At 62.8% G+C, this 19,400-nt stretch carries 17 protein-coding genes; 8 read left to right on the top strand and 9 right to left on the bottom strand.

What is annotated here, in order from left to right:
• Nucleotides 1-3: 3 nt before the first annotated feature.
• From NKI17_RS09730 to betI, 3 genes are read right to left on the bottom strand one after another with little or no spacing between them, the layout of a single operon-like run.
• Nucleotides 4-1,011 (bottom strand): threonine/serine dehydratase family protein, encoded by a 1,008-nt coding sequence (locus tag NKI17_RS09730; RefSeq protein ID WP_502894463.1) that lies wholly within the window; start codon nucleotides 1,009-1,011, stop codon nucleotides 4-6.
• On the bottom strand, nucleotides 1,011-2,540 hold the full coding sequence (gene betC, locus NKI17_RS09725) for a choline-sulfatase (protein WP_352905764.1): 1,530 nt from the start codon (nucleotides 2,538-2,540) through the stop codon (nucleotides 1,011-1,013). The genes NKI17_RS09730 and betC overlap by 1 nt, the downstream gene beginning before the upstream one ends.
• Nucleotides 2,537-3,127 (bottom strand): transcriptional regulator BetI, encoded by a 591-nt coding sequence (gene betI, locus NKI17_RS09720; RefSeq protein ID WP_352454288.1) that lies wholly within the window; start codon nucleotides 3,125-3,127, stop codon nucleotides 2,537-2,539. The genes betC and betI overlap by 4 nt, the downstream gene beginning before the upstream one ends.
• A gap of 224 nt (nucleotides 3,128-3,351) precedes the next feature.
• Here betI and NKI17_RS09715 point away from each other — a divergent pair, with 224 nt between their 5' ends.
• Nucleotides 3,352-4,518, top strand: coding sequence for an acetyl-CoA acetyltransferase (locus NKI17_RS09715; protein WP_352569890.1), 1,167 nt, complete (start codon nucleotides 3,352-3,354; stop codon nucleotides 4,516-4,518).
• Between the two features lie 26 nt (nucleotides 4,519-4,544).
• Nucleotides 4,545-5,549, top strand: a complete 1,005-nt coding sequence (locus NKI17_RS09710; protein WP_352569889.1) for an asparaginase — start codon at nucleotides 4,545-4,547, stop codon at nucleotides 5,547-5,549.
• Here NKI17_RS09710 and NKI17_RS09705 read toward each other — a convergent pair.
• Both NKI17_RS09705 and NKI17_RS09700 read right to left on the bottom strand, forming a co-directional pair.
• The gene (locus tag NKI17_RS09705; protein ID WP_352569888.1) at nucleotides 5,542-6,918 is read right to left on the bottom strand and encodes a TIGR03808 family TAT-translocated repetitive protein; all 1,377 of its coding nucleotides are present in this window, start codon (nucleotides 6,916-6,918) and stop codon (nucleotides 5,542-5,544) included. The two genes, NKI17_RS09710 and NKI17_RS09705, sit on opposite strands and share 8 nt — an antisense overlap.
• Nucleotides 6,919-7,010: 92 nt before the next feature.
• Nucleotides 7,011-7,796 carry a TetR/AcrR family transcriptional regulator gene (locus NKI17_RS09700; protein ID WP_352569887.1) on the bottom strand — a complete coding sequence of 262 codons (786 nt, stop codon included), beginning with the start codon at nucleotides 7,794-7,796 and terminating at the stop codon, nucleotides 7,011-7,013.
• A 21-nt stretch (nucleotides 7,797-7,817) separates the two neighbouring features.
• On the opposite strand from NKI17_RS09700, the gene NKI17_RS09695 reads away from it, so the two are divergent.
• On the top strand, nucleotides 7,818-8,636 hold the full coding sequence (locus NKI17_RS09695) for a class I SAM-dependent methyltransferase (RefSeq protein ID WP_352905761.1): 819 nt from the start codon (nucleotides 7,818-7,820) through the stop codon (nucleotides 8,634-8,636).
• A 74-nt stretch (nucleotides 8,637-8,710) separates the two neighbouring features.
• The gene (locus NKI17_RS09690) at nucleotides 8,711-9,184 is read left to right on the top strand and encodes a GreA/GreB family elongation factor (protein ID WP_352449075.1); all 474 of its coding nucleotides are present in this window, start codon (nucleotides 8,711-8,713) and stop codon (nucleotides 9,182-9,184) included.
• Here the strand turns inward: NKI17_RS09690 and NKI17_RS09685 are convergent.
• The 4 genes from NKI17_RS09685 to NKI17_RS09670 all read right to left on the bottom strand — a co-directional run bounded on the left by NKI17_RS09685 (nucleotide 9,181) and on the right by NKI17_RS09670 (nucleotide 13,427).
• The gene (locus tag NKI17_RS09685) at nucleotides 9,181-9,570 is read right to left on the bottom strand and encodes a type II toxin-antitoxin system death-on-curing family toxin (protein ID WP_352569885.1); all 390 of its coding nucleotides are present in this window, start codon (nucleotides 9,568-9,570) and stop codon (nucleotides 9,181-9,183) included. The genes NKI17_RS09690 and NKI17_RS09685 overlap by 4 nt on opposite strands.
• On the bottom strand, nucleotides 9,567-9,788 hold the full coding sequence (locus NKI17_RS09680; RefSeq protein WP_095496758.1) for an AbrB/MazE/SpoVT family DNA-binding domain-containing protein: 222 nt from the start codon (nucleotides 9,786-9,788) through the stop codon (nucleotides 9,567-9,569). Before NKI17_RS09680 ends, NKI17_RS09685 begins: the two co-directional genes overlap by 4 nt.
• A 76-nt stretch (nucleotides 9,789-9,864) precedes the next feature.
• Nucleotides 9,865-11,988: a methylmalonyl-CoA mutase gene (gene scpA / locus NKI17_RS09675; protein WP_352905759.1), complete on the bottom strand. Its 2,124-nt coding sequence runs from the start codon at nucleotides 11,986-11,988 to the stop codon at nucleotides 9,865-9,867.
• Nucleotides 11,985-13,427, bottom strand: coding sequence for a methylmalonyl-CoA mutase subunit beta (locus NKI17_RS09670; protein ID WP_352905757.1), 1,443 nt, complete (start codon nucleotides 13,425-13,427; stop codon nucleotides 11,985-11,987). Before NKI17_RS09670 ends, scpA begins: the two co-directional genes overlap by 4 nt.
• A 263-nt stretch (nucleotides 13,428-13,690) precedes the next feature.
• On the opposite strand from NKI17_RS09670, the gene NKI17_RS09665 reads away from it, so the two are divergent.
• From NKI17_RS09665 to NKI17_RS09650, 4 genes are all read left to right on the top strand, one after another.
• Complete coding sequence (locus NKI17_RS09665) at nucleotides 13,691-15,223, top strand: helicase HerA-like C-terminal domain-containing protein (protein ID WP_352905755.1); 1,533 nt, start codon at nucleotides 13,691-13,693, stop codon at nucleotides 15,221-15,223.
• Nucleotides 15,224-15,663: 440 nt separating this feature from the next.
• Entirely contained in the window at nucleotides 15,664-16,701 is a 1,038-nt protein-coding gene (locus NKI17_RS09660) for a YncE family protein (RefSeq protein WP_352636405.1), read from the top strand.
• Nucleotides 16,702-16,833: 132 nt separating this feature from the next.
• Nucleotides 16,834-17,103 carry a c-type cytochrome gene (locus NKI17_RS09655; RefSeq protein WP_352532616.1) on the top strand — a complete coding sequence of 90 codons (270 nt, stop codon included), beginning with the start codon at nucleotides 16,834-16,836 and terminating at the stop codon, nucleotides 17,101-17,103.
• A gap of 801 nt (nucleotides 17,104-17,904) precedes the next feature.
• Complete coding sequence (locus NKI17_RS09650) at nucleotides 17,905-19,047, top strand: MFS transporter (RefSeq protein ID WP_245274795.1); 1,143 nt, start codon at nucleotides 17,905-17,907, stop codon at nucleotides 19,045-19,047.
• The last annotated feature ends 353 nt before the right edge of the window (nucleotides 19,048-19,400 follow it).

The following is a 19,400-nucleotide window of genomic DNA, read 5'->3' as shown; positions in this document are numbered from 1 at the left end:
GGTTCATGCGCGCCCGTGGTTCATATGCGCAATGAAATCGGCCAGCGAGACGTTGCCGCCGGTTGCCATTACGAGAACGGTCTTGCCGGTGACGTCGACCTTGCCGCCGAGCAACGCCGCCAGCGAAGCAGCGCCGGATGGCTCGAGCACCAGCTTCAGCCGCTCGAAGGCGAGGCGCATGGCGCGCCGCACCGAAGCATCGTCGACGGTGACGCCGCGAACGCCGGCGGCCTTCACCGCTGCGAACGGCGCGTCGCCGGGCCGCCGCGACATCAGCCCGTCGCAGATCGATTTCGGCCCGATCGGCATGGTTTCGATGGCGCCATGCGCCAGCGACGAGCCCATGCCGTCAAAACCTTCCGGCTCGACGCCGATGATCTTCGTGGCTGGCGACAGATAGTGAAAGGCCAGTGAAACACCGCCGATCAGGCCGCCGCCGCCGACCGAGCAGAACAAGAGATCGGCCTCCGCTTGCCTGGCGGCGATCTGGTCGAGTGCCTCCAGCCCGGCACCGGCCTGGCCGGCGACGATCTCCGGATCGTCGAACGGGTGCAGCAGCGCCAGGCCTTCGCTCGCGGCGATCTCGCGCGCCTTGGCGGCGGCGACTTCCTCACGCGCGCGCTCGCCATGGTCAGTCAGCACCACGCGCGCGCCGTAACCCAATGTGGCGTCGCGCTTGGCGGCCGGCGCGTCGATCGGCATGACGATGGTGACGGGAATGCCAAGCGCTTGGCCAGCCGCCGCTAGCCCCTGCGCAAAATTGCCGGAGGAGTAGGCGACGACGCACTTTTTGGCTTCGTCAGGCGAGAGCTTCTTCAGCCGCCAGTAGGCGCCGCGCACCTTGAACGATCCTGCCCATTGCAGCGATTCGGCCTTGACGAAGACGCGGGCGGCGCCGGTCTCGCGCGCGAGTGCCGCCGATTCCAGCAGCGGCGTGACCTGCGTCGCCTTGGAGGTGACGGCATAGGCCTGCCTGAGATGGTCGAGCGAGGGGACGAGACTATCTGCCATCATTCGCCTCGCGGAAAGCGCTTCTGCTCTTCGAGCAGGTCGAGGTTCATGTGGTTGCGCATGTAGCGCTCCGATGCCTTCTGCAGCGGCTGGAATTCCCAGGGATAATGGGTGCCGTTGCGCAGCGCCGGGTAGACCACCCAGCGGCGTGCCTGGCTGGCACGCACCGCCGCGTCGAAGGCCGCCATGTCCCAGCGCGCCCGCACCTTGTCGGTGAAAGCGGCCACCAATGCCGCATTGGCCGGATCGGCGGCGAGATTGGTCAATTCCTGCGAATCCGATTCAAGATCAAACAGTTGCGGCGGATCGATCTCGCAATGGATGAATTTGTAGCGGCCCTCGCGCATCGCCACCATCGGCGCGTTGGAGCCTTCGGCGGCATATTCCATCAGCACCGGCGCGGAGCGTTTCTTTCCGTTCAGCAACGGCAGCAGCGACTGGCCGTCAGTCCACGGCGCAATCGCGCTGATGTCGATGCCGGCGAGGTCGCAAAGCGTCGGCATCACGTCGAGATTGGAGACCGGCGTCTCGATCAGGCCGGCGGCGATGCCCTTGCCGGCGATCATCAGCGGCACCCGCGCCGAACCTTCGAAAAAGCACATCTTGAACCACAGGCCGCGCTCGCCCAGCATGTCGCCATGGTCCGAGCAGAACAGAATGATCGTGTCGTCGAGCATGTGTGTGTGCTCGAGCACCGACATCAATTCGCCGAGCTTGTCGTCGAGATAGGAGATGTTGGCGAAATAGCCGCGCCGTGCGCGGCGTATCTGCTCAGCGGTGATGTCGAACCTGTCATAGTCGCTGGCGCGGTAGAGCCGCTGCGAATGCGGGTCCTGCCTGTCGTAAGGAATGAAGCCGACCTCAGGCTCGAGCGCCGGGCAATCCTCGTAGAAGTCCCAGTATTGCCGCCGCGCGACGTAAGGATCGTGCGGATGGGTGAAGGAAACCGTCAAGCACCAGAGCCGATGTGCGGCATCGTCGGAGACGCGGGCAAAATCATAAAGCTTCTGCACCGCATGGAAGGCGACCTCGTCGTCATATTCCAGCTGGTTGGTGATCTCGGCAGTACCGGCGCCGCTGACGGAGCCGAGATTGTGATACCACCAGTCGATGCGCTCGCCGGGTTTGCGATAGTCGGGCGTCCAGCCGAAATCGGCCGGATAGATGTCGGTGGTCAGCCGCTCCTCGAAACCGTGCAACTGGTCCGGCCCGACGAAATGCATCTTGCCGGAGAGGCAGGTGTGATAACCTGCGGTGCGCAGATGATGGGCAAAGGTCGGGATCGAAGACGCGAATTCGGCAGCGTTGTCATAGACCCCGGTGCGTGACGGCAACTGGCCGCTCATGAATGCGGCGCGGCCCGGCGCGCAGAGCGGCGAGGCGGTGTAATTGTTGCAAAAACGCGCCGAACGCGCGGCGAGCGCCTTCAGATGCGGCGCGTGCAGGAAGTCCGCCGGCCCATCCGGAAACAGCGTTCCGTTGAGCTGATCGACCATGACGATCAGGATGTTGGGTCGCTTGGATGTCACTGCTTCTGCCGTCCGCTGAGCTTCGTTTCGAGATAGTCCTCGACCAGTGCAATCGCGGTCGCGGCATCGGGAACACCGTCCTTCAGCGCGCGCCTGATATAGAGCCCGTCGATCAGCGCCGCGGTCGCTTCGGCGACCCGGTCGGCCTCGCTTCTCGGCAGGATGCCGGCCAGCCCGCTGAGCAGATTGGAATGCAGCCGGCGCGCATAGACCTTGAGCAGCCGGCGGAGTGCTGCCGATTTCTGCGCCTCGACATAGAAGGCGAGCCAGGCGGCGATCGTTTCGGGCTGGAACTGGATGTCGGAGAAATTGACCGCGACCACCGCCGAGACGCGCTGGCGCGCCGTGCCGGCCGCGCGAAGTGCACGGCGCGTATCGGCGGTGAGTTCGCTCAGGATGTGCCGCATCGTCGCCAACAGCAATTCGTCCTTGACGCCGAAATAATGGTGGGCAAGCGCCGAGGACACGCCGGCGCGCCCGGCGATTTCCGACATCGTCACATCAAGCGAACCGCGCTCGCCGATCGCCGAGATCGTTGCGTCGATGAGCGCCCTGCGGCGCAACGGCTCCATTCCGAGTTTCGGCATTCCTGCTCCGGCCTATTGGGACAAGATTATTTTTTATTGACGCATCAATCAACAAAAATCCGGCCTGATTTGCTGGCAAAAGCCAGGCACTATGACCAGATGATCAAGATCAAGCGATTGTGCGGTTCTGGCCCCTTCACGAGGCCTGCGAAACGGTTCATGCTTGAACAATGCTGATGCGCGCGCAGTATCGCGTAGCCCGGGTCCACAGGATGGAGATCGCCATGACAGCATGCATCGTCGGCTGGGCGCATTCGCGCTTCGGCAAGCTCGAAGGCGAGACGCTGGAGGGCCTGATCACCAAGGTGGCAGTCGAGGCGCTCGATCATGCCGGCATCGGTCCAGATGACGTCGACGAGATCGTGCTCGGCCACTTCAACGCCGGGTTTTCCGCCCAGGATTTCACCGCGAGCCTGGTCCTCCAGGCCGATGACCGGCTGCGCTTCAAGCCGGCGACCCGCGTCGAGAACGCCTGCGCCACCGGCTCGGCGGCGGTCAGGCAAGGCATCCGCGCCATCGACGCCAATGCCGCCCGTATCGTGCTGGTGGTCGGCGCCGAGCAGATGACGACGACGCCCGGTCCCGATATCGGCAAGAACCTGCTCAAGGCCTCGTATCTGCCGGAGGACGGTGACACGCCGGCAGGCTTCGCTGGCGTCTTCGGCAAGATCGCCCAAGCCTATTTCCAGCGCTACGGCGACCAGTCGGATGCGCTGGCGATGATCGCCGCCAAGAACCACAAGAACGGCGTCGACAATCCCTACGCGCAGATGCGCAAGGATTTCGGCTACGAGTTCTGCCGGCAGGAAAGCGAAAAAAACCCCTTCGTCGCCGGTCCGCTGAAGCGCACAGACTGCTCGCTGGTGTCGGACGGTGCCGCCGCGCTTGTCCTTGCCGACACGGCCACGGCGCTGAAGATGCGCCGCGCCGTCGCCTTCCGCGCCAATGAGCATGTGCAGGATTTCCTGCCGATGTCGAAGCGCGACATTCTCGCCTTCGAAGGCTGCGAGCAGGCGTGGAACCAGGCGCTGAAGCAGGCGGGCGTGACGCTCGGCGACCTGTCCTTCGTCGAGACGCATGACTGTTTCACCATCGCCGAACTGATCGAGTATGAGGCGATGGGCCTGGCCAAGCCGGGGGAGGGCGCCAAGCTGGCCCTGGATGGCGAGACGGCGAAAGATGGAAGGCTGCCGGTCAATCCGTCCGGTGGACTGAAGGCCAAGGGCCACCCGATCGGTGCCACCGGCGTATCGATGCATGTGCTGAGCGCCATGCAGCTTGTCGGCGAGGCGGGCGGCATCCAGGTGCCGGGAGCAAAACTCGGCGGCATCTTCAATATGGGTGGTGCCGCGGTCGCCAACTACGTTTCCATTCTCGACCGGATCAGATAAACCCGCCCGCATTTGCGGGAGGTGACATGGCAAATCCGGTTCTGGTCGAAGTCTTGCGCGGCGCTATCGTCGAGAGCGCCCATCGCGGCGCTGTTGCCGTCTTCGACGCCGACGGCAAGCCCGTCTGGGAGATCGGCGACACGGCACAGCCGGTGTTCCCGCGCTCGGCGGTCAAGGCGATCCAGGCGTTGCCGCTGGTCGAGAGCGGCGCTGCCGATGCCTACGGCTTCGGTGACCGGGAGCTGGCGCTGGCCTGCGCCTCCCATTCCGGCGAGCCGCCGCATGTCGAGCTGGCACGCGCCATGCTGGCGAAAGCCGGCCTCGACGAGACGGCACTCGAATGCGGCGCGCATTGGCCGTCGAGCCACGGGGCGACGCTGGCGCTCGCGCGCGCCGGCCGTGCGCCGAACGCCTTGCATAACAATTGTTCCGGCAAGCACTCAGGCTTCCTATGCACCTGCGTTCACAGCGGCATCGCCCATCGTGGTTACGTCAAGGCTGGCCATGCCTCGCAGGAAATGGTGCGCGAAGCGATGCAGGCGGTGACCGGTGCTGCCCATGACGCCGATCACCGCGGCACCGACGGCTGCTCGATTCCGACCTATGCCGCGCCGTTGCGCAGCTTTGCCCTTGGCTTTGCCCGCATGGCGACAGGTGCCGGCTTCGAGCCGGTGCGCGCCCGGGCGGCGAAGCGGCTGCTTTCTGCCTGCATGGCCGAGCCGTTTTTCGTCGCCGGCACGGGCAGGTCCGACGTCGCGATGATGGAGGCCGCCCCGGGCCGGATTTTCGTCAAGGGAGGCGCCGAAGGTGTTTTTTGCGCCGCCGTTCCGGAGCTTGGCCTTGGCATCGCGCTGAAATGCGACGATGGCGCAGGCCGCGCCGCTGAAGTGATGGTCGCGGCCGTGCTGGCTAAGCTGCTGCACGCCGACCACGCGCTCGCTGCGAAATTGATCGAACAGGCAAATCCGCCCATCGAAAGCCGGATCGGCGCCAAAGTCGGCGCGCTCCGGCCGACGGCCACCCTCAACTGACGTGGTTGCGCTCGACGGTCAGATGCGCATAGCCGGCATTGCCTGATGCGGCGAGGTCGCCGGTCACTCGCTCGGCCCAGCGTTGGCCGACGATCGCGCCGTTCTGGACTCCGTCGATGACATTGTCGGAGATGATTGCCGTCCCGGCACCTTCGACCACGGTGACGACGATGCCGGTCCCCGCCTTGCGGACGATGTTTCCCGTAGCGACCACATTGCGCATGAACGGTCCCCAGCCGATCTGCATGCCGTAGAGCGGTGCATTCTCGACGACATTGCCGGAAACTGTGGTGTCTGCCTCGACGATGATGCCGACGCCGAAGCCGGGCGCATCGGCAGGGTAGGGGCCGCTGGTCGACAGGTTGCGGACTACGTTGCCGGAGCAGACGCCCATGCGCCCGCCTTCGTTGAAATTGACGATCGAAATACCGTTCGCAGCACAATCGACGATGTTGTTGCCGATGACCGCGCCTTCGAATGAGAATTCGGAATACACGGCCGTTTCGCCCGAGCGCGAGCAGGTATTGCCGGTGATCTGCAAATTGCTGGCACTGTTGGCGCGGATCGCCGAGAACGCGCAGTCCGAAACAATATTGCCGGAGATGATGACGTTGCCGGCGCGGAAGGCATTGATACCGTTGCCGTTCTGGCCGGTTCCGCCGCCGCGCGCCTGGATGCGTTCGATCCGGTTGCCGCTGACGATGGTGCCGTCTTCCGCTGCCTGCCAGCGGTGCACGAGGATGCCGCCATTGGCGCAGTCGGAGACGCTATTGCCTGATATTTCCAGGCCATCGGCCTCGACCGAATAGATGCCGGCATCGGCCGCACCGGATATCTCCAAGCGCTGGATGCGGCCCGAGGCGTGTTCGAGCGCCAGACCGTTCTTGCCGCTGCCGGTCATCTGGCAGTTGTCGACGACCAGATGGGCGATGCGGCGCAGATCGAGCAGGCCTTGCGTGTAGTCGCCCATCCAGCGGTTGCTGCCATCGAACACCAGCCCGCTGAGTTCGACATGCTCGGCCCGTTCGGCCATAATGAGATGGCCATTGCCGCCATAGACGATCCGCGATGCGCCCGGCACGCCGGACAGGCGCACGCGGCCGGGCAGCGACAGGTTGGAAACGATATAGATCCCCGGCGGCAGGAACACCGGCATGTCGCGGTCGTGCGCGTCGCGCAGCAGCTTGGTGAAAGCCTTGCTCTGATCGTCTAGCGCGCCGGGCCGGACGCCGAGCTCGGTTGCGTTGATCGCGCTACGCATCGCGGCTTTCTCGATGCCGGGAAGGTTTTTCGCCGCTGCATTGCCGATCGAAAGCCCCATGACGGCAAAGCCGGCGGTCTGCGCAAGCAGCGTTCGTCTGTTCAACATCGGCACAGATCCCTTGCGTCCAACGCTCACGCCGCAGGATTCGTGCCAGACTAGCCCGGTCGAACTCGTGGTGAAAATCTGACGCTTGGCCCCTATTCGATCCTCGTTGGCTCGGCGATCACCGCATTTACCCCGTTGAAGGCAAGTTGCAGGAATATCTGGTCGATCTCCGCGGGAGACAGCTTCGTATCCTTCTCAAGCCACCAGTGCATCACTTCAAAGAACGCGCCAACGATGAAGCGTGTGGCGATCTCAAGTCTGACTCCGCCTTCATCACCTTGGATATTCGCCAACTCATGGCGAACCTGCCTGCTTATCCAGCCGCGGATCTCTTCTGGCATTTCGCGCTTTTTCCCGCCCATCAGCGCACGGTGCATCTCCCGCGTGGCAAGAGCATGCTCGAACACCGGACCGCTGAAGGAAAAGCCCTTGGCATTTCTCTGCGAATGGCGTTCGGCACCACGTGCCTGCAAGCCCTTCATATGCTCGTCGATCGTTGCTTTCCTCAAGCGGTCCTTGTCGGGATAGTGCGTGTAGAAAGTCGAGCGGCCGACATCGGCTTCCCTGCAGATGTCCTCGACCGTGATCGCCGTATATCCCTTCTCGGCGGTCAATCTGAAAAGCGCCTGCTGCAGTCGGCTGCGGGTCCTGGCGACCCGACGGTCGATCGGTCCGGCTGGCATCGGCAACATCCTTTTCCGGCCAAAGGACACCAAATCGTCCAGTATTGGGCGCGTCGGTGCGATGTGGCCAGTAAAACTGATACTGGACACACTGTCCAGTATCCTATGCTCTTGCGGAAGGCCCGGCGCGATGCCCGGCTGGCCGGAGATAAAGCAATGCACCAACGTCTTTTCGGAACAATAGTTGGAGGGCATGCGCTAGTCGCGCTCGTCAAAATGGCCGTGGTGCTCGCGGCATTTTTCTCGTTGGGACAGGCAAATGCGGTCTTTTCCTTGGGAGTTCCCGTCCTCCTGCTTCATGCTGGTGCACTCGTCGTAGTCGCGAGCTTATTGATATGGCAAAGCGCTCACGGGCGGCTGTCCGCCAAGGACCGCAGACCGGCCGCCGGCGAGGAGAAGGCGCCGCATGTCGGCATCACGCTTCATTCCGCCGCCCTGTACGATATGCTGGCGTGGCTTCTGACCTTCGGTCGCGAACGTGCTTTTCGCGAAAGGATATTAAGCTTTGCGGAGCTGAATCCGGGAGAAGTGGTCCTGGATGTCGGGTGCGGCACCGGCACCACCGCGCTCCTCGTCAGACAGAAGGTGGGGCCGGAGGGGCGTGTGGACGGCGTCGACGCCTCCGCCGAAATGGTTGCGCGCGCAACGGCAAAGGCCCGGCGGGCAGGGTTACAAGTCGGGTTCTCGACCGCCACCGCTCAGGAACTGCCTTTCAAGGACGGGGAATTTGATGTCGTCCTCAGCACGCTGATGTTCCACCATCTTCCAAAGAAGGGCCGCGAGGAATTCGGCAGAGAAGCCTTCCGCGTCCTGAGGCCGGGCGGTCGTGTGCTTATCGTCGATTTTGCGAAACCGCCGCGCCGGAAGAGCACCTTTCGGCTCCACCGGCATGGTTACGTCGATTTGGACAAAGTTGCAGCGGATCTCGGTCGGCACGGCTTCAATATCGTTGAGCAAGGCGACGTCGGAACCAAGGGGCTCCGCTACCTAGTTGCGCAACCGGACCCCAAGCGGCTGTTAAACGTCGGGTATTGAACCCAGATTTCCGTCACCATCCTCTTCTTCAGCAATGGCTTGTGGAGTCGTCGCGCCGGGCCTAAGTTCGTCGGATGAGCAGGGCCTTCACCCGCGAGGAAGACAGCGAAAACGCCATTGCCGGCATCGGCGAGCGGCCGATCAGCCATCACCGCAATCTGGTCACGGAACGCGGCATGGCGCTGATCGATGCCGAGGTGGCCGCTCTGCGCGACGAACTGGGCAGAGCCGAGAAGAGGGCCGACCGCGAGCGCATCGCGCTGGTCTCGCGCGATCTCCGCTATTGGACGGCACGGCGGGAAAGCGCCGAGCTTTCGGTGCCGGAACCGGGCAGCGACCTGGTTCGTTTCGGCATGGGTGTCACCCTGGAAAGCGACGACGGCAAGAAGGTGCACTGGAAGATCGTCGGCGAGGACGAAGCCAATCCGGGCAAAGGGACAATTTCCCATATGTCGCCGATGGCGATGGCGCTGTTCGGCAAGAAGATCGGCGAAATTGCCGTGGTCAACGGCAAGGAATGGGAGATCGTCAAGCTCTCCGACAGTTAGTCTTCGAGCTTGACGACATGATCGCGGAAGAACGCCGCGGCACCAGCTTCGTCGATTTCGCCGGCGGCGACGCCCATGACGAATTCGTAAAGCATGCCGTTATTGGCCGTCAGGGCATAACCATTCACAATCAGAAATGCGCCGGCAGCGACAATGGCCGTGCGTTTGTTGCCGTCGACAAAGGCATGATTTCTGGCAATGCCGAAGACATAGGCGGCTGCGAGTTCCTCAACCGACGGGTCTCCGTAGTTGGCCTTGTTTTCGGCGCGAGCGAGCGCCGATTCGAGGGCATTTTCATCCCTCAAGCCTTGTGCTCCGCCGTGTCGGCGCAACTGCTCCGCGTGCATGGCTTCGACTGCACGCCGCGTCAGAAACTCCCAGCTCATTCGGCGAGCTTCTGAAGCGCGACCTTGTATTTGTCCATCACCTCGCGGGCAGCTTTCATTTGCCGCTCGAAGCTGTCGTCCACCGGCTTCAGCGCAAGACCGTCACCTGTTTCAACGATTTGAAGCTGGTCGCCGGCCTTCAGGTTCAGACGATCGAGAAGCTCCCTCGGCAGGATCACGCCTTCGGAATTGCCGATCTTGCGAATGGTCGTGTTCATGGTGAAGCATCCTGTTGCAACGCTGATTATAACTCAGCGTGTTTCTCGTTACAACAGACAGACATTATAACAAGCGTCAGCCGGCCTGCAGCAGCCGATCCATCAGCCGGTCCGCCGCTTCCGGGATGACCGTGCCGGGCGGGAAGATCTCAGTGGCGCCTGCCTGCCGGACTGCATCGTAATCCTGCGGTGGAATGACGCCGCCGGCGACGATCAGCATGTCGTCGCGGCCGAGCTTCTTCAGCGCCTGTTTGAGTTCGGGAATGAGCGTCAAATGGCCTGCTGCCAGCGACGAGGCGCCTACGATGTGCACGTCGTGCTCGACCGCCAGCCTGGCGATCTCGTCCGGCGTCTGGAACATCGGCCCGACGGTGACGTCGAAGCCTAGGTCGGCAAAGGCGGTGGCGATCACTTTCTGGCCGCGATCATGGCCGTCTTGCCCCATCTTGGCGACCAGAATGCGCGGCTTGCCGCCGGACTTCTCCTCGAACGCGACGATCTTGTCCTGCAGCCGGTCGACCACCGGATTGTCGCCGAGCGCGTTGCGATAGACGCCGGAGATCGTCTGCACCGAGGCGACATGGCGGCCGAAAACCTTTTCCAGCGCCAGCGAAATCTCGCCGACCGTGGCGTTGGCGCGTGCGGCCCGGATGGCGAATTCCAGCAGGTTTCCGTTACGCCCGGCAGCACGGGTAAGCGCATCGAGCGCGCTCTCGACGGCGGCGACGTCACGCGTGCCTTTCAGCCGCTGCAGCTTCGACAATTGCCGCGCCCTGACTTCGGCATTGTCGATCTTCAGCACGTCGACGTCGATGTCCGTGCCGGGACGGTGAGCATTGACACCGACCACGATCTGTTCGCCTGAATCGATGCGCGCCTGGGTGCGCGCGGCAGCCTCTTCGATGCGCAGCTTCGGTAGGCCCTTTTCGATCGCCGCGGCCATGCCGCCGAGGCTCTCGACCTCCTCGATATGCGCAAGCGCACGCGCCGCCAGATCATGCGTCAGCCGTTCGAGATAGGCAGAGCCGCCCCACGGGTCGATAATCCGCGTCGTGCCGGATTCCTTCTGCAGGATGAGCTGCGTGTTGCGGGCGATGCGGGCTGAGTGGTCGGTTGGCAGCGCCATTGCCTCGTCGAAGGAATTGGTGTGCAGCGACTGCGTGTGGCCTTGAGTGGCGGCCATCGCCTCGATCATGGTGCGGATGATGTTGTTGTAGGGATCCTGCGCCGTCAGCGACCAGCCCGAAGTCTGGCAATGGGTGCGCAGCGACAGCGAGCGCTCGTCTTTTGGCGAAAAGTTCTTCAGCATCAGGCTGGCCCACAAAAGGCGCGCTGCTCTCAGCTTCGCGACTTCCATGAAGAAATTCATGCCGATCGCCCAGAAGAAGGAAAGGCGCGGCGCGAAACGGTCGATGTCGAGGCCGGCCGCGACGCCGGCGCGGGCATATTCGATACCGTCTGCAATCGTGTAGGCGAGCTCGAGGTCCGCCGTCGCTCCCGCCTCCTGCATGTGGTAGCCGGAGATCGAGATCGAATTGAACTTCGGCATGTGCTTCGACGTGTAGGAAAAAATGTCCGACACGATCCGCATCGAAGGTTTTGGCGGATAGATGTAGGTGTTGCGCACCATGAACTCTTTCAGGATGTCGTTCTGAATGGTCCCAGTGAGATCCTTCTGCGCGACGCCCTGTTCCTCCGCCGCCACAATATAGAGCGCCATGATCGGCAGCACCGCGCCGTTCATCGTCATCGATACCGTCATCTCGTTAAGCGGGATACCGTCGAACAACTGGCGCATGTCGAGAATGGAATCGATGGCGACGCCGGCCATGCCGACATCGCCGGCTACGCGCGGATGGTCGCTGTCGTAGCCGCGATGCGTGGCGAGGTCGAAGGCGACCGACAGGCCCTTCTGGCCGGCGGCAAGGTTGCGCCGGTAGAAGGCGTTGGACTCTTCGGCAGTCGAGAAGCCGGCATATTGCCGGATCGTCCAGGGTTGCTGGACATACATCGTCGGATAGGGGCCGCGCACGAAAGGCGGCAGGCCCGGATAGGTATCGAGGTGCGGCAAGCCCTTGAGATCGCCCTGGTTGTAGAGATGCTTGACGGCGATGCCTTCCGGCGTCATCCGCTGGCCTTTGACCTCGACCGGCACCCGCCGTGGCGGCGACCAAGCGATCTGGCTGAAATCCGGGATCATGGCACGGCTCCGATCGACTGATCGATGCGGATCGGAAATAGCGGCTCGCACACCGCAACGCCTTCGGTGAAGGCAGGCCGCCGCTCCGCCGCCAGCGTCTCGACCGGACGCTCGGTCTTCGACGGGTGCAGCGTCGTGCCGACGATCGCCCGTTCGCCCGCCTGGTAGGCTGTGTTGCGGCGGGCGGAAGCTGCCTGGACGCGCCTCTGGATGTGGCCTTGCTCAAGGCTGGTCAGCACGCCGCCTTCCGCCTCGATCTGCTGGAACTCCTGCCAGGCCGCCGCGCAGAGCTCCGCAGTCAGCGCTTCGACGGCGCCCGAACCGCAAACCGGATCGGCGACGTGGTCGATGTGGCTTTCATTGGCCATGATCAGTTGCGCGTTGCGGGCAACGCGGCGAGCAAAATCCGCGGGTAGGCCGTGCGCGATCGTGTGCGGCAGGATGGCGATCGAATCCGCGCCGCCGGCGGCAGCCGCGAAAGCGGCGATGGTGGTGCGCAGGATGTTGGTTTCCGGGTCGGCCGCCGTCATCATCCGGAAGGAGGTTTCGGCATGGATGCTGGCGGTGGAGGGCGGTATCGAGCAGGCCTCCTGGACACGCGCCCACAGCCTGCGCAACGCCCTGACCTTGGCCGTCGAAACGAACTGGTCCTGGTCGACGCTGAGCGCAAAACCGATATGCGGCGCCGCGTAGACGAGCGGCTGGCGCGCCTTCTCGAACAGCCTCAAATAGGAGACGGCCGAGGCGAGCATGGTGCCAAGCTCCTGCGCCTCGGTGGCGCCGGCATTGTGGAATACCCGCCCGTCGGCCTCCAGCAGCACGCCGGGCACCCCCATCGAAAAGAAATGCGCCAGCGACTGCGGCATCGAAGCCTGCAAAGCCTCGATCGACATGCGCAGCCTGCCGGTCCCGGCAAATATCGCCGCCGGATCGATGCCGAAGGAGAGGTTGAGCTTTGCCGGGTCGGAGCGGCGCTTGGTCAAAAACGCCACCAGCCAATCGGCCACGGCACGGCTCCAGGGATGGGCGTCGATGCGGATCTGGATGCGGTTGAGCGGCACGCCGTCGAGCACGCCCTCCAGCGCCTCCGCCGTCCTCGGCAAGCCATAGCCGAAGGCGTTCGGCGCACCCTCGAAGACAAGCGACAGTCCGGTGGCACCCTGCGCGACGTCTTCCAGCGCCTGCGCACTGGCGCGGCCTATGTCCGGATCGTCGATGCGCTGGCTGACGATCCACGGTGATCCCGGGTTGGCGCGCACGACAGGCTCGGCGGTTACCGAACGCTCGTAGAGCGGCTCGATGCGGATGGCGTCGTCCGTATGCGAGACGAGCTTTTCCTCGAAGGACCCGCCGGCCAGCGCCTTCTCCGCCAGCGCCAGCCATCGTTGCCGGTCGGCGTTCGGAAGTTCGGCATCCTGGGTCAAGGCACCGGCGCCCATCCGTTCTCCTCATTCTAGCGGCCGCAGCGGCCTGCTACGTCAGTCTACGGTCCCCGGTCGCATATCACAATGCAGCGTACACGCCTTCCGTGACGGCGACCGTCAACCGATTGCCAAACATGGGCAGGTTCCGCAAGCTGCAAAAGCCATTTTCGACGGTGCCCATTGTCGCTGCGCAATGGCCTCACTATACCTGCGGCGGGGCTCCCTTTTCTTCAAGGGATCAGGGCATTCAACCCTATAGGTTTGCGGAGACCGGGCACATGGCCGATGATACCAGTATCTTCATGGGGGCCAGCCGCAAGCCGGACGACAGCTATCAGCGGCCCGAACAGCTTTTGCTGCAATATGGCAATCGTCACGGCCTGGTCACCGGCGCGACCGGCACCGGCAAGACGGTGACCCTGCAGATATTGGCCGAGGGTTTCTCCAATGCCGGCGTGCCGGTATTCTGCGCCGACATCAAGGGCGACCTGTCGGGTATCGCCATGATGGGCACAGCGCAGGATTTCCTGGTCAAGCGGGCCGAGCAGGTCAAGCTCGATCCCTACGAATTCCAGGAATTCCCGGTCATCTTCTGGGATCTGTTCGGCGAGCAGGGCCACCCGATCCGCGCCACCATCTCGGAGATGGGGCCGCTGCTTCTGTCGCGGCTGATGAACCTCTCCGAGGCGCAGGAAGGCATCATGAACATCGCCTTCCGCATCGCCGACGAGGAAGGCCTTCTGCTGCTCGACTTGAAGGACCTGCAGTCACTGCTGGCCAACATCGCCGACCGCGCCGAAGAGATCGGCGCCCGCTACGGCAATGTGACCAAGCCTTCGGTCGGTGCGATCCAGCGCACGCTGCTGGTTCTGGAGCAGCAGGGAGCCGCGAATTTCTTCGGCGAGCCGGCATTGCGGATATCCGACATCATGCGCACCACGCGCGATGGACGCGGCGCCATCAGCGTGCTCGCCGCCGACAAGCTGATGATGAATCCGCGGCTCTATGCGACGTTCCTTCTGTGGCTGATGTCGGAACTGTTCGAGGAACTGCCGGAAGTCGGCGACCCGGACAAGCCGAAGCTTGTCTTTTTCTTCGACGAGGCACACCTTCTGTTCGACGACGCGCCGAAGGTGCTGATCGACCGCGTCGAGCAGGTGGTCCGGCTGATCCGCTCGAAAGGCGTCGGCGTTTATTTCGTCACGCAAAATCCGCTGGATATCCCTGAAACGGTGCTGGCCCAGCTCGGCAACCGCGTGCAGCACGCACTTCGTGCCTATACGCCGCGCGAACAGAAGGCCGTCAAGACGGCGGCCGAGACGTTCAGACCCAATCCCGATTTCGACTGCGCAACCGTGATCACGCAGCTCGGCACCGGCGAGGCGCTTGTCTCGACGCTGGAAGCCAAGGGCGTGCCGTCCATGGTGCAGCGAACGCTGATCCGCCCGCCGTCCTCGCGCCTTGGCCCGATCACGCCCGACGAGCGCCGCAAGCTGATCACAGAGAGCCCGGTTGCCGGACAGTACGACCAGACCGTCGATCGCGAATCGGCCTTCGAGATGCTGCAGAAGAAGGCCAAGGACGCCCAGGAGGCACAGGCGCAGCAACAGGACGCAGGCCGTTCGCGCTGGACCATTCCCGGCTTCGGCAATGACGATCCCCAGCCGACCGGCCGCCGCCGCGCGCCGCGCCCCTCCAACCGCCAGACGGTGGCGGAGGCGGCGATCAAATCCATCGTGCGCTCGGTCGGCTCGTCGGTCGGACGAGCGATCGTCCGCGGGATTTTGGGGAGCCTGTCCAGGGGGCGGTGAGGGGGCATCGGACCCGAAGGCGGGCATCTGTGTTGGCAAATTCTGTCTTGGCATCAAGCGCCAGCAGCCAGATCTGGTGGACAGAGGACGGCGGCTATGCGCCATTTGCCGACCTTCATTGCGTTTCTCCAAACCTGCCGTTCGCGCTACAGCCTGATACGACCATCAGCGGGCATAGCTGCGTCCTTGGCTCGGCGCTATCAGTAATCAGTGCCGCTATCGCTTCGTTACGTCAGGGTAAAAATCTGATGCTGGACATCAGAGGTCGAACGGTCGGAGTCGACCACCCAAAACCGAAGTTCAATCCGCGACACTATCCAATTGCCCGTCGCTTGTAATCAAGAGGTCATTGGCCTAATCTGAACTGAGGGGATGAGCAGTCTCCCCTTCAGACGGCTTCCGTCAAGCACTGCGCAAGATCCTATTGAGGGATGGCGCGCGTGGATGGCAGGTTCCTTTCAATTGCACTTCACTTATTGTCGCGAATTGTCGCAACTGCTTTGATGGCTGCGGCAAACCTGCCGGTTGCGACGTTTGACGCTGCGGGCCAAGGCACGGAGCCGCCATTACGGCTCGAGGCCAGAATCCCACTCGGAGATGTGCGCGGCCGCATCGATCACATGGCGATCGATTTAAAGAGGCGGCGCTTGTTCGTTGCAGAACTCGGCAACAACAGCATGGCGGTGGTCGATCTCACCCATCGAACCGTGCTTCGCACAATCAAGGGATTACGGGAACCACAAGGTGTCGGCTACCTGCAAGGGACCGACACCCTGTATGTCGCGAATGCCGGCGACGGCTCGGTTCGATTGTTTCGAGGAGCCGATTATGCCGCTATCGGCAAAGTCGACCTAGGGGAAGATGCCGACAATGTTCGCGTGGATAGCGCGACCAATCGGGTCTTTGTGGGGTATGGCAGCGGTGCGCTGGCTGTCATCAATCCCACGACTAACCGGAAAACCGGCGATGTGCCGCTAAAGGCGCATCCCGAAAGTTTTCAGCTCGACGCGAGGACGAGCCACGTCTTTGTGAACCTGCCGGACGTTCATTCAATCGCGGTCGTCGACCGCACATCACTGGCTCAAATCGCAAGCTGGCCGACCGCCGGTTTGGCCGGCAATTTTCCGATGGCGTTGGACGACCCTCACCAGCACGTCCTTATAGCTTTTCGCCACCCTGCGTGGCTCGGCATCTTCTCCATGGGAGACGGTTCGCTCGTCGCGACTGCGAAGATTTGCGGTGATGCCGACGATGTTTTCGTCGACTCGAAACGGCAGCGAGCCTATATCAGCTGCGGAGACGGATTCATTGACGTGCTGGATACCCGGGACCCGCCATATCGACGCATCGCGCATATTCCGACTGTGTCCGGTGCGCGCACTTCGCTCTTTGTTCCCGCGCTTGACCTGCTTCTTCTCGCGGTTCGAGCGGGCGGAGAGCAGCTGCCGGCAATCTGGGCGTTTCGTCCAACACCTTGAGGTGCGCACCCGTGTGGACGACGTTTTCCTGTTGAGCTGCATACCGATTGCCTATTCGGCATCGGGCGGAGATGCTTCAATGGCCAGGAGCTCTAAGCACTCAATCTCTTGCATCACCTTTCCAGCGATACCTTGCAAATCGCCGTACATGCCGACGGTCGACTCGATTACGCCTTGTTGGATGATGCTGAGCTCTATTGGATCATGCAAAACGGCATTAAAATGACCGGGATGCCTGCGTTTGGTTCAACGCACAACCAGGAAGAGCTATGGGCGATGGTGGCCTTTACCCGACGTCTTCCAGAGATGTCGCAATCGGAATACGAGAAAATCACCGAAGCCTCTGAAGGGCATCATCAGGCTGGAGGTGAAGACCGTGCACCGGCTGCGTTTCGCAAGTGAGTCGTATAGGGACTGCGGAAGGGCGGTCGTGATCGCTATCCAGTCGTGGCGACAAAGGGCCGCCTGATCCTCGGCTGTAGATCGTGTTCGCGCATCAGGCGACGAATCTTCCCTGCCGCCCAGGGCGGTGACGCTTGATAGCCAGGTTCGAATTTGTCGCGGAGGGCGCTGCTGGGATCACCGGTCCTAACTTGGTAAGACGTGGGTAGGTTGGATTGTCCGGTTCAATTGGTCATGACTGCCACGCAACGTCCGCGTCCGCGACCACGATCTGACGGAACTTCTTCCGCGATGGCAGCCTTCTTTTCAGGTTGCGACAGACGCAGGACATCTTCGAGACAGAGCGCGCCGCCATCTCCGCTGCCGCCGTCCCGCGCCGCGAATTCACGCGGGCCAACTTGAGGACTACCTGAGGACAACCGGGGCGACGCGTTGGTGTATATGACGCTCGGCACGGTGAAGTGGGTGGAGCTTGGTGTCCGCACGTCCTGTATGCAAGGTCACGGGCAGGTTCTGACCCTATTCCCGACCTTGACAGCCAAGCGCAATATGCGCCAGTTGCGTCTTCGGTCGTTGCAAGCCTTGACACGATATGAATCAGCATTGTTGGGCGGCAGCCTGAGGATTGAAACCGATATTCGCCTCGCTGGAATGTCTAACGCGACTCCGTCATGATCTTCCGGCCCTGTCGAGCGACGCTGCCAAAGCCGGTGACGCCAACGCAGGTGATGAGGGCAGGCTAGATCAGTGCAGCAGATCCGCCCGGCGACTTTTCTTTTTGCGGCCCGAGCCTTGCGCGACATGGGCGACGGCTTTGTGGCCGTTCTGTTGCCGGTCTATCTCCTCGCATTAGGCTTCGCGCCTCTGCAGGTCGGCATCATAGCAACCGGATCGCTGCTCGGTTCAGCGCTCTTAACCATCGCCGTCGGACTCCTTGGTGCCCGACACGATCACCGCCAACTCCTGTTTGCCGCCGCCAGTCTGATGGTCGCCACGGGTGTGGCCTTTGCTGTGGTCCACGACTACGCGCTGCTTTTGGTGATCGCCTTCGCAGGCACCATCAACCCGTCGGCCGGCAGCGTCAGCGTATTCGTGCCCTTAGAGCATGCCGTTCTCACACGCGAAGTCACCGACGCCGCGCGGACCAAGATGTTCGCGCGCTACAGCCTTGTGGGTGCGCTCGCAGCCGCGGTTGGCGCGCTCGCTTCGGTGACACCTGATCTTCTGGCTCCAGCCGGCCTCGATCAACTCACCGGCATCAAGGCGATGTTCGTGCTCTATGCGTTGCTGGGCCTGCTCGGCGGTCTCCTTTACGCGCAGATCCCGCAGCGCCGTCCAACGTCGGACTCCGGCAGCACGTCCGCGCTTGGCCCCTCGCGGAATATCGTTTTCAAGCTTGCGGCCCTTTTTAGCCTTGATGCCTTTGCCGGCGGCTTCCTCGTCCAGTCGCTGCTTGCCCTGTGGCTTTTCGAAAAATTCGACCTGTCGCTTTCGGAAGCGGGCTTTTTCTTCTTCTGGTCCGGCGTCCTTTCGGCGTTCTCATTCCCCGTTGCCGCCTGGCTGTCGCGGCACATCGGACTCATCAACACGATGGTGTTCACACACATTCCGTCCAGCATCGCCCTGATCCTGGCGGCCCTTGCGCCGACGCTCCCTCTGGCGCTCGCCCTGCTGCTGATCCGTGCCGCGCTTTCGCAGATGGACGTCCCGACGCGCTCATCTTACGTCATGGCGGTCGTCACGGAGGCGGAGCGGGCAGCCGCCGCGAGCTTCACATCGGTCCCGCGCAGCCTGGCTGCCGCAGCCAGTCCCGCCCTGGCGGGCGCTCTGTTCGCTGCCTCGTTCCGGGCTTGGCCCCTCCTCATCTGCGGTGCACTGAAGATCGCTTACGATCTGCTGCTGCTGATGCAGTTTCGGCACCTCAAGCCGCCGGAGGAACGCTGATATTTGGGTGCTTGACGGGGAGGGGTCAATCGCGAAGGCAAATGTTGGAAAGATCGTCGATCACTTCGGCTCTGACTCCGGACTTGTCGAATGCCTGATGTGACCCGACATCCTCGACGCGATGCCTGCAGACCATCACCCGCAGCGCAGCAGACAACGAAAGTCTCCGCTGGGCTCTGCCGATCAGGCAGGCCGTGCTTTGTAAAAGCGGCACCAACCATCGGGGCTGATTTCACCCGCGACAATCTAGGATGCATTCGGCTTCAGGAAATGGGTGCACCCGGCGCAGCGGCGACCTTTGTTTGGAACATCCTAATAAAGCGCCACAGGCTTTGGGGTTGTTTCGGCGCCGC

The organism is Mesorhizobium sp. M0816 (genome assembly GCF_040320005.1).
Lineage (GTDB): Bacteria > Pseudomonadota > Alphaproteobacteria > Rhizobiales > Rhizobiaceae > Mesorhizobium.
The sequence above is the reverse complement of the archived record's forward strand: the minus strand, read 5'-3'. Positions and strand labels throughout refer to the sequence as shown.

Coding starts and splice junctions, on each gene's coding strand:
- NKI17_RS09670 (WP_352905757.1), bottom strand. CDS start 13,427: ATGGGCGCCGGTGCCTTGACCCAGGATGCCGAACTTCCGAACGCCGAC.
- betI (WP_352454288.1), bottom strand. CDS start 3,127: ATGCCGAAACTCGGAATGGAGCCGTTGCGCCGCAGGGCGCTCATCGAC.
- NKI17_RS09685 (WP_352569885.1), bottom strand. CDS start 9,570: ATGAGCTGGGAGTTTCTGACGCGGCGTGCAGTCGAAGCCATGCACGCG.
- NKI17_RS09705 (WP_352569888.1), bottom strand. CDS start 6,918: ATGTTGAACAGACGAACGCTGCTTGCGCAGACCGCCGGCTTTGCCGTC.
- NKI17_RS09690 (WP_352449075.1), top strand. CDS start 8,711: ATGAGCAGGGCCTTCACCCGCGAGGAAGACAGCGAAAACGCCATTGCC.
- NKI17_RS09715 (WP_352569890.1), top strand. CDS start 3,352: ATGACAGCATGCATCGTCGGCTGGGCGCATTCGCGCTTCGGCAAGCTC.
- NKI17_RS09665 (WP_352905755.1), top strand. CDS start 13,691: ATGGCCGATGATACCAGTATCTTCATGGGGGCCAGCCGCAAGCCGGAC.
- NKI17_RS09680 (WP_095496758.1), bottom strand. CDS start 9,788: ATGAACACGACCATTCGCAAGATCGGCAATTCCGAAGGCGTGATCCTG.
- NKI17_RS09700 (WP_352569887.1), bottom strand. CDS start 7,796: ATGCCCTCCAACTATTGTTCCGAAAAGACGTTGGTGCATTGCTTTATC.
- NKI17_RS09710 (WP_352569889.1), top strand. CDS start 4,545: ATGGCAAATCCGGTTCTGGTCGAAGTCTTGCGCGGCGCTATCGTCGAG.
- NKI17_RS09695 (WP_352905761.1), top strand. CDS start 7,818: ATGGCCGTGGTGCTCGCGGCATTTTTCTCGTTGGGACAGGCAAATGCG.
- NKI17_RS09650 (WP_245274795.1), top strand. CDS start 17,905: ATGGGCGACGGCTTTGTGGCCGTTCTGTTGCCGGTCTATCTCCTCGCA.
- NKI17_RS09730 (WP_502894463.1), bottom strand. CDS start 1,011: ATGGCAGATAGTCTCGTCCCCTCGCTCGACCATCTCAGGCAGGCCTAT.
- scpA (WP_352905759.1), bottom strand. CDS start 11,988: ATGATCCCGGATTTCAGCCAGATCGCTTGGTCGCCGCCACGGCGGGTG.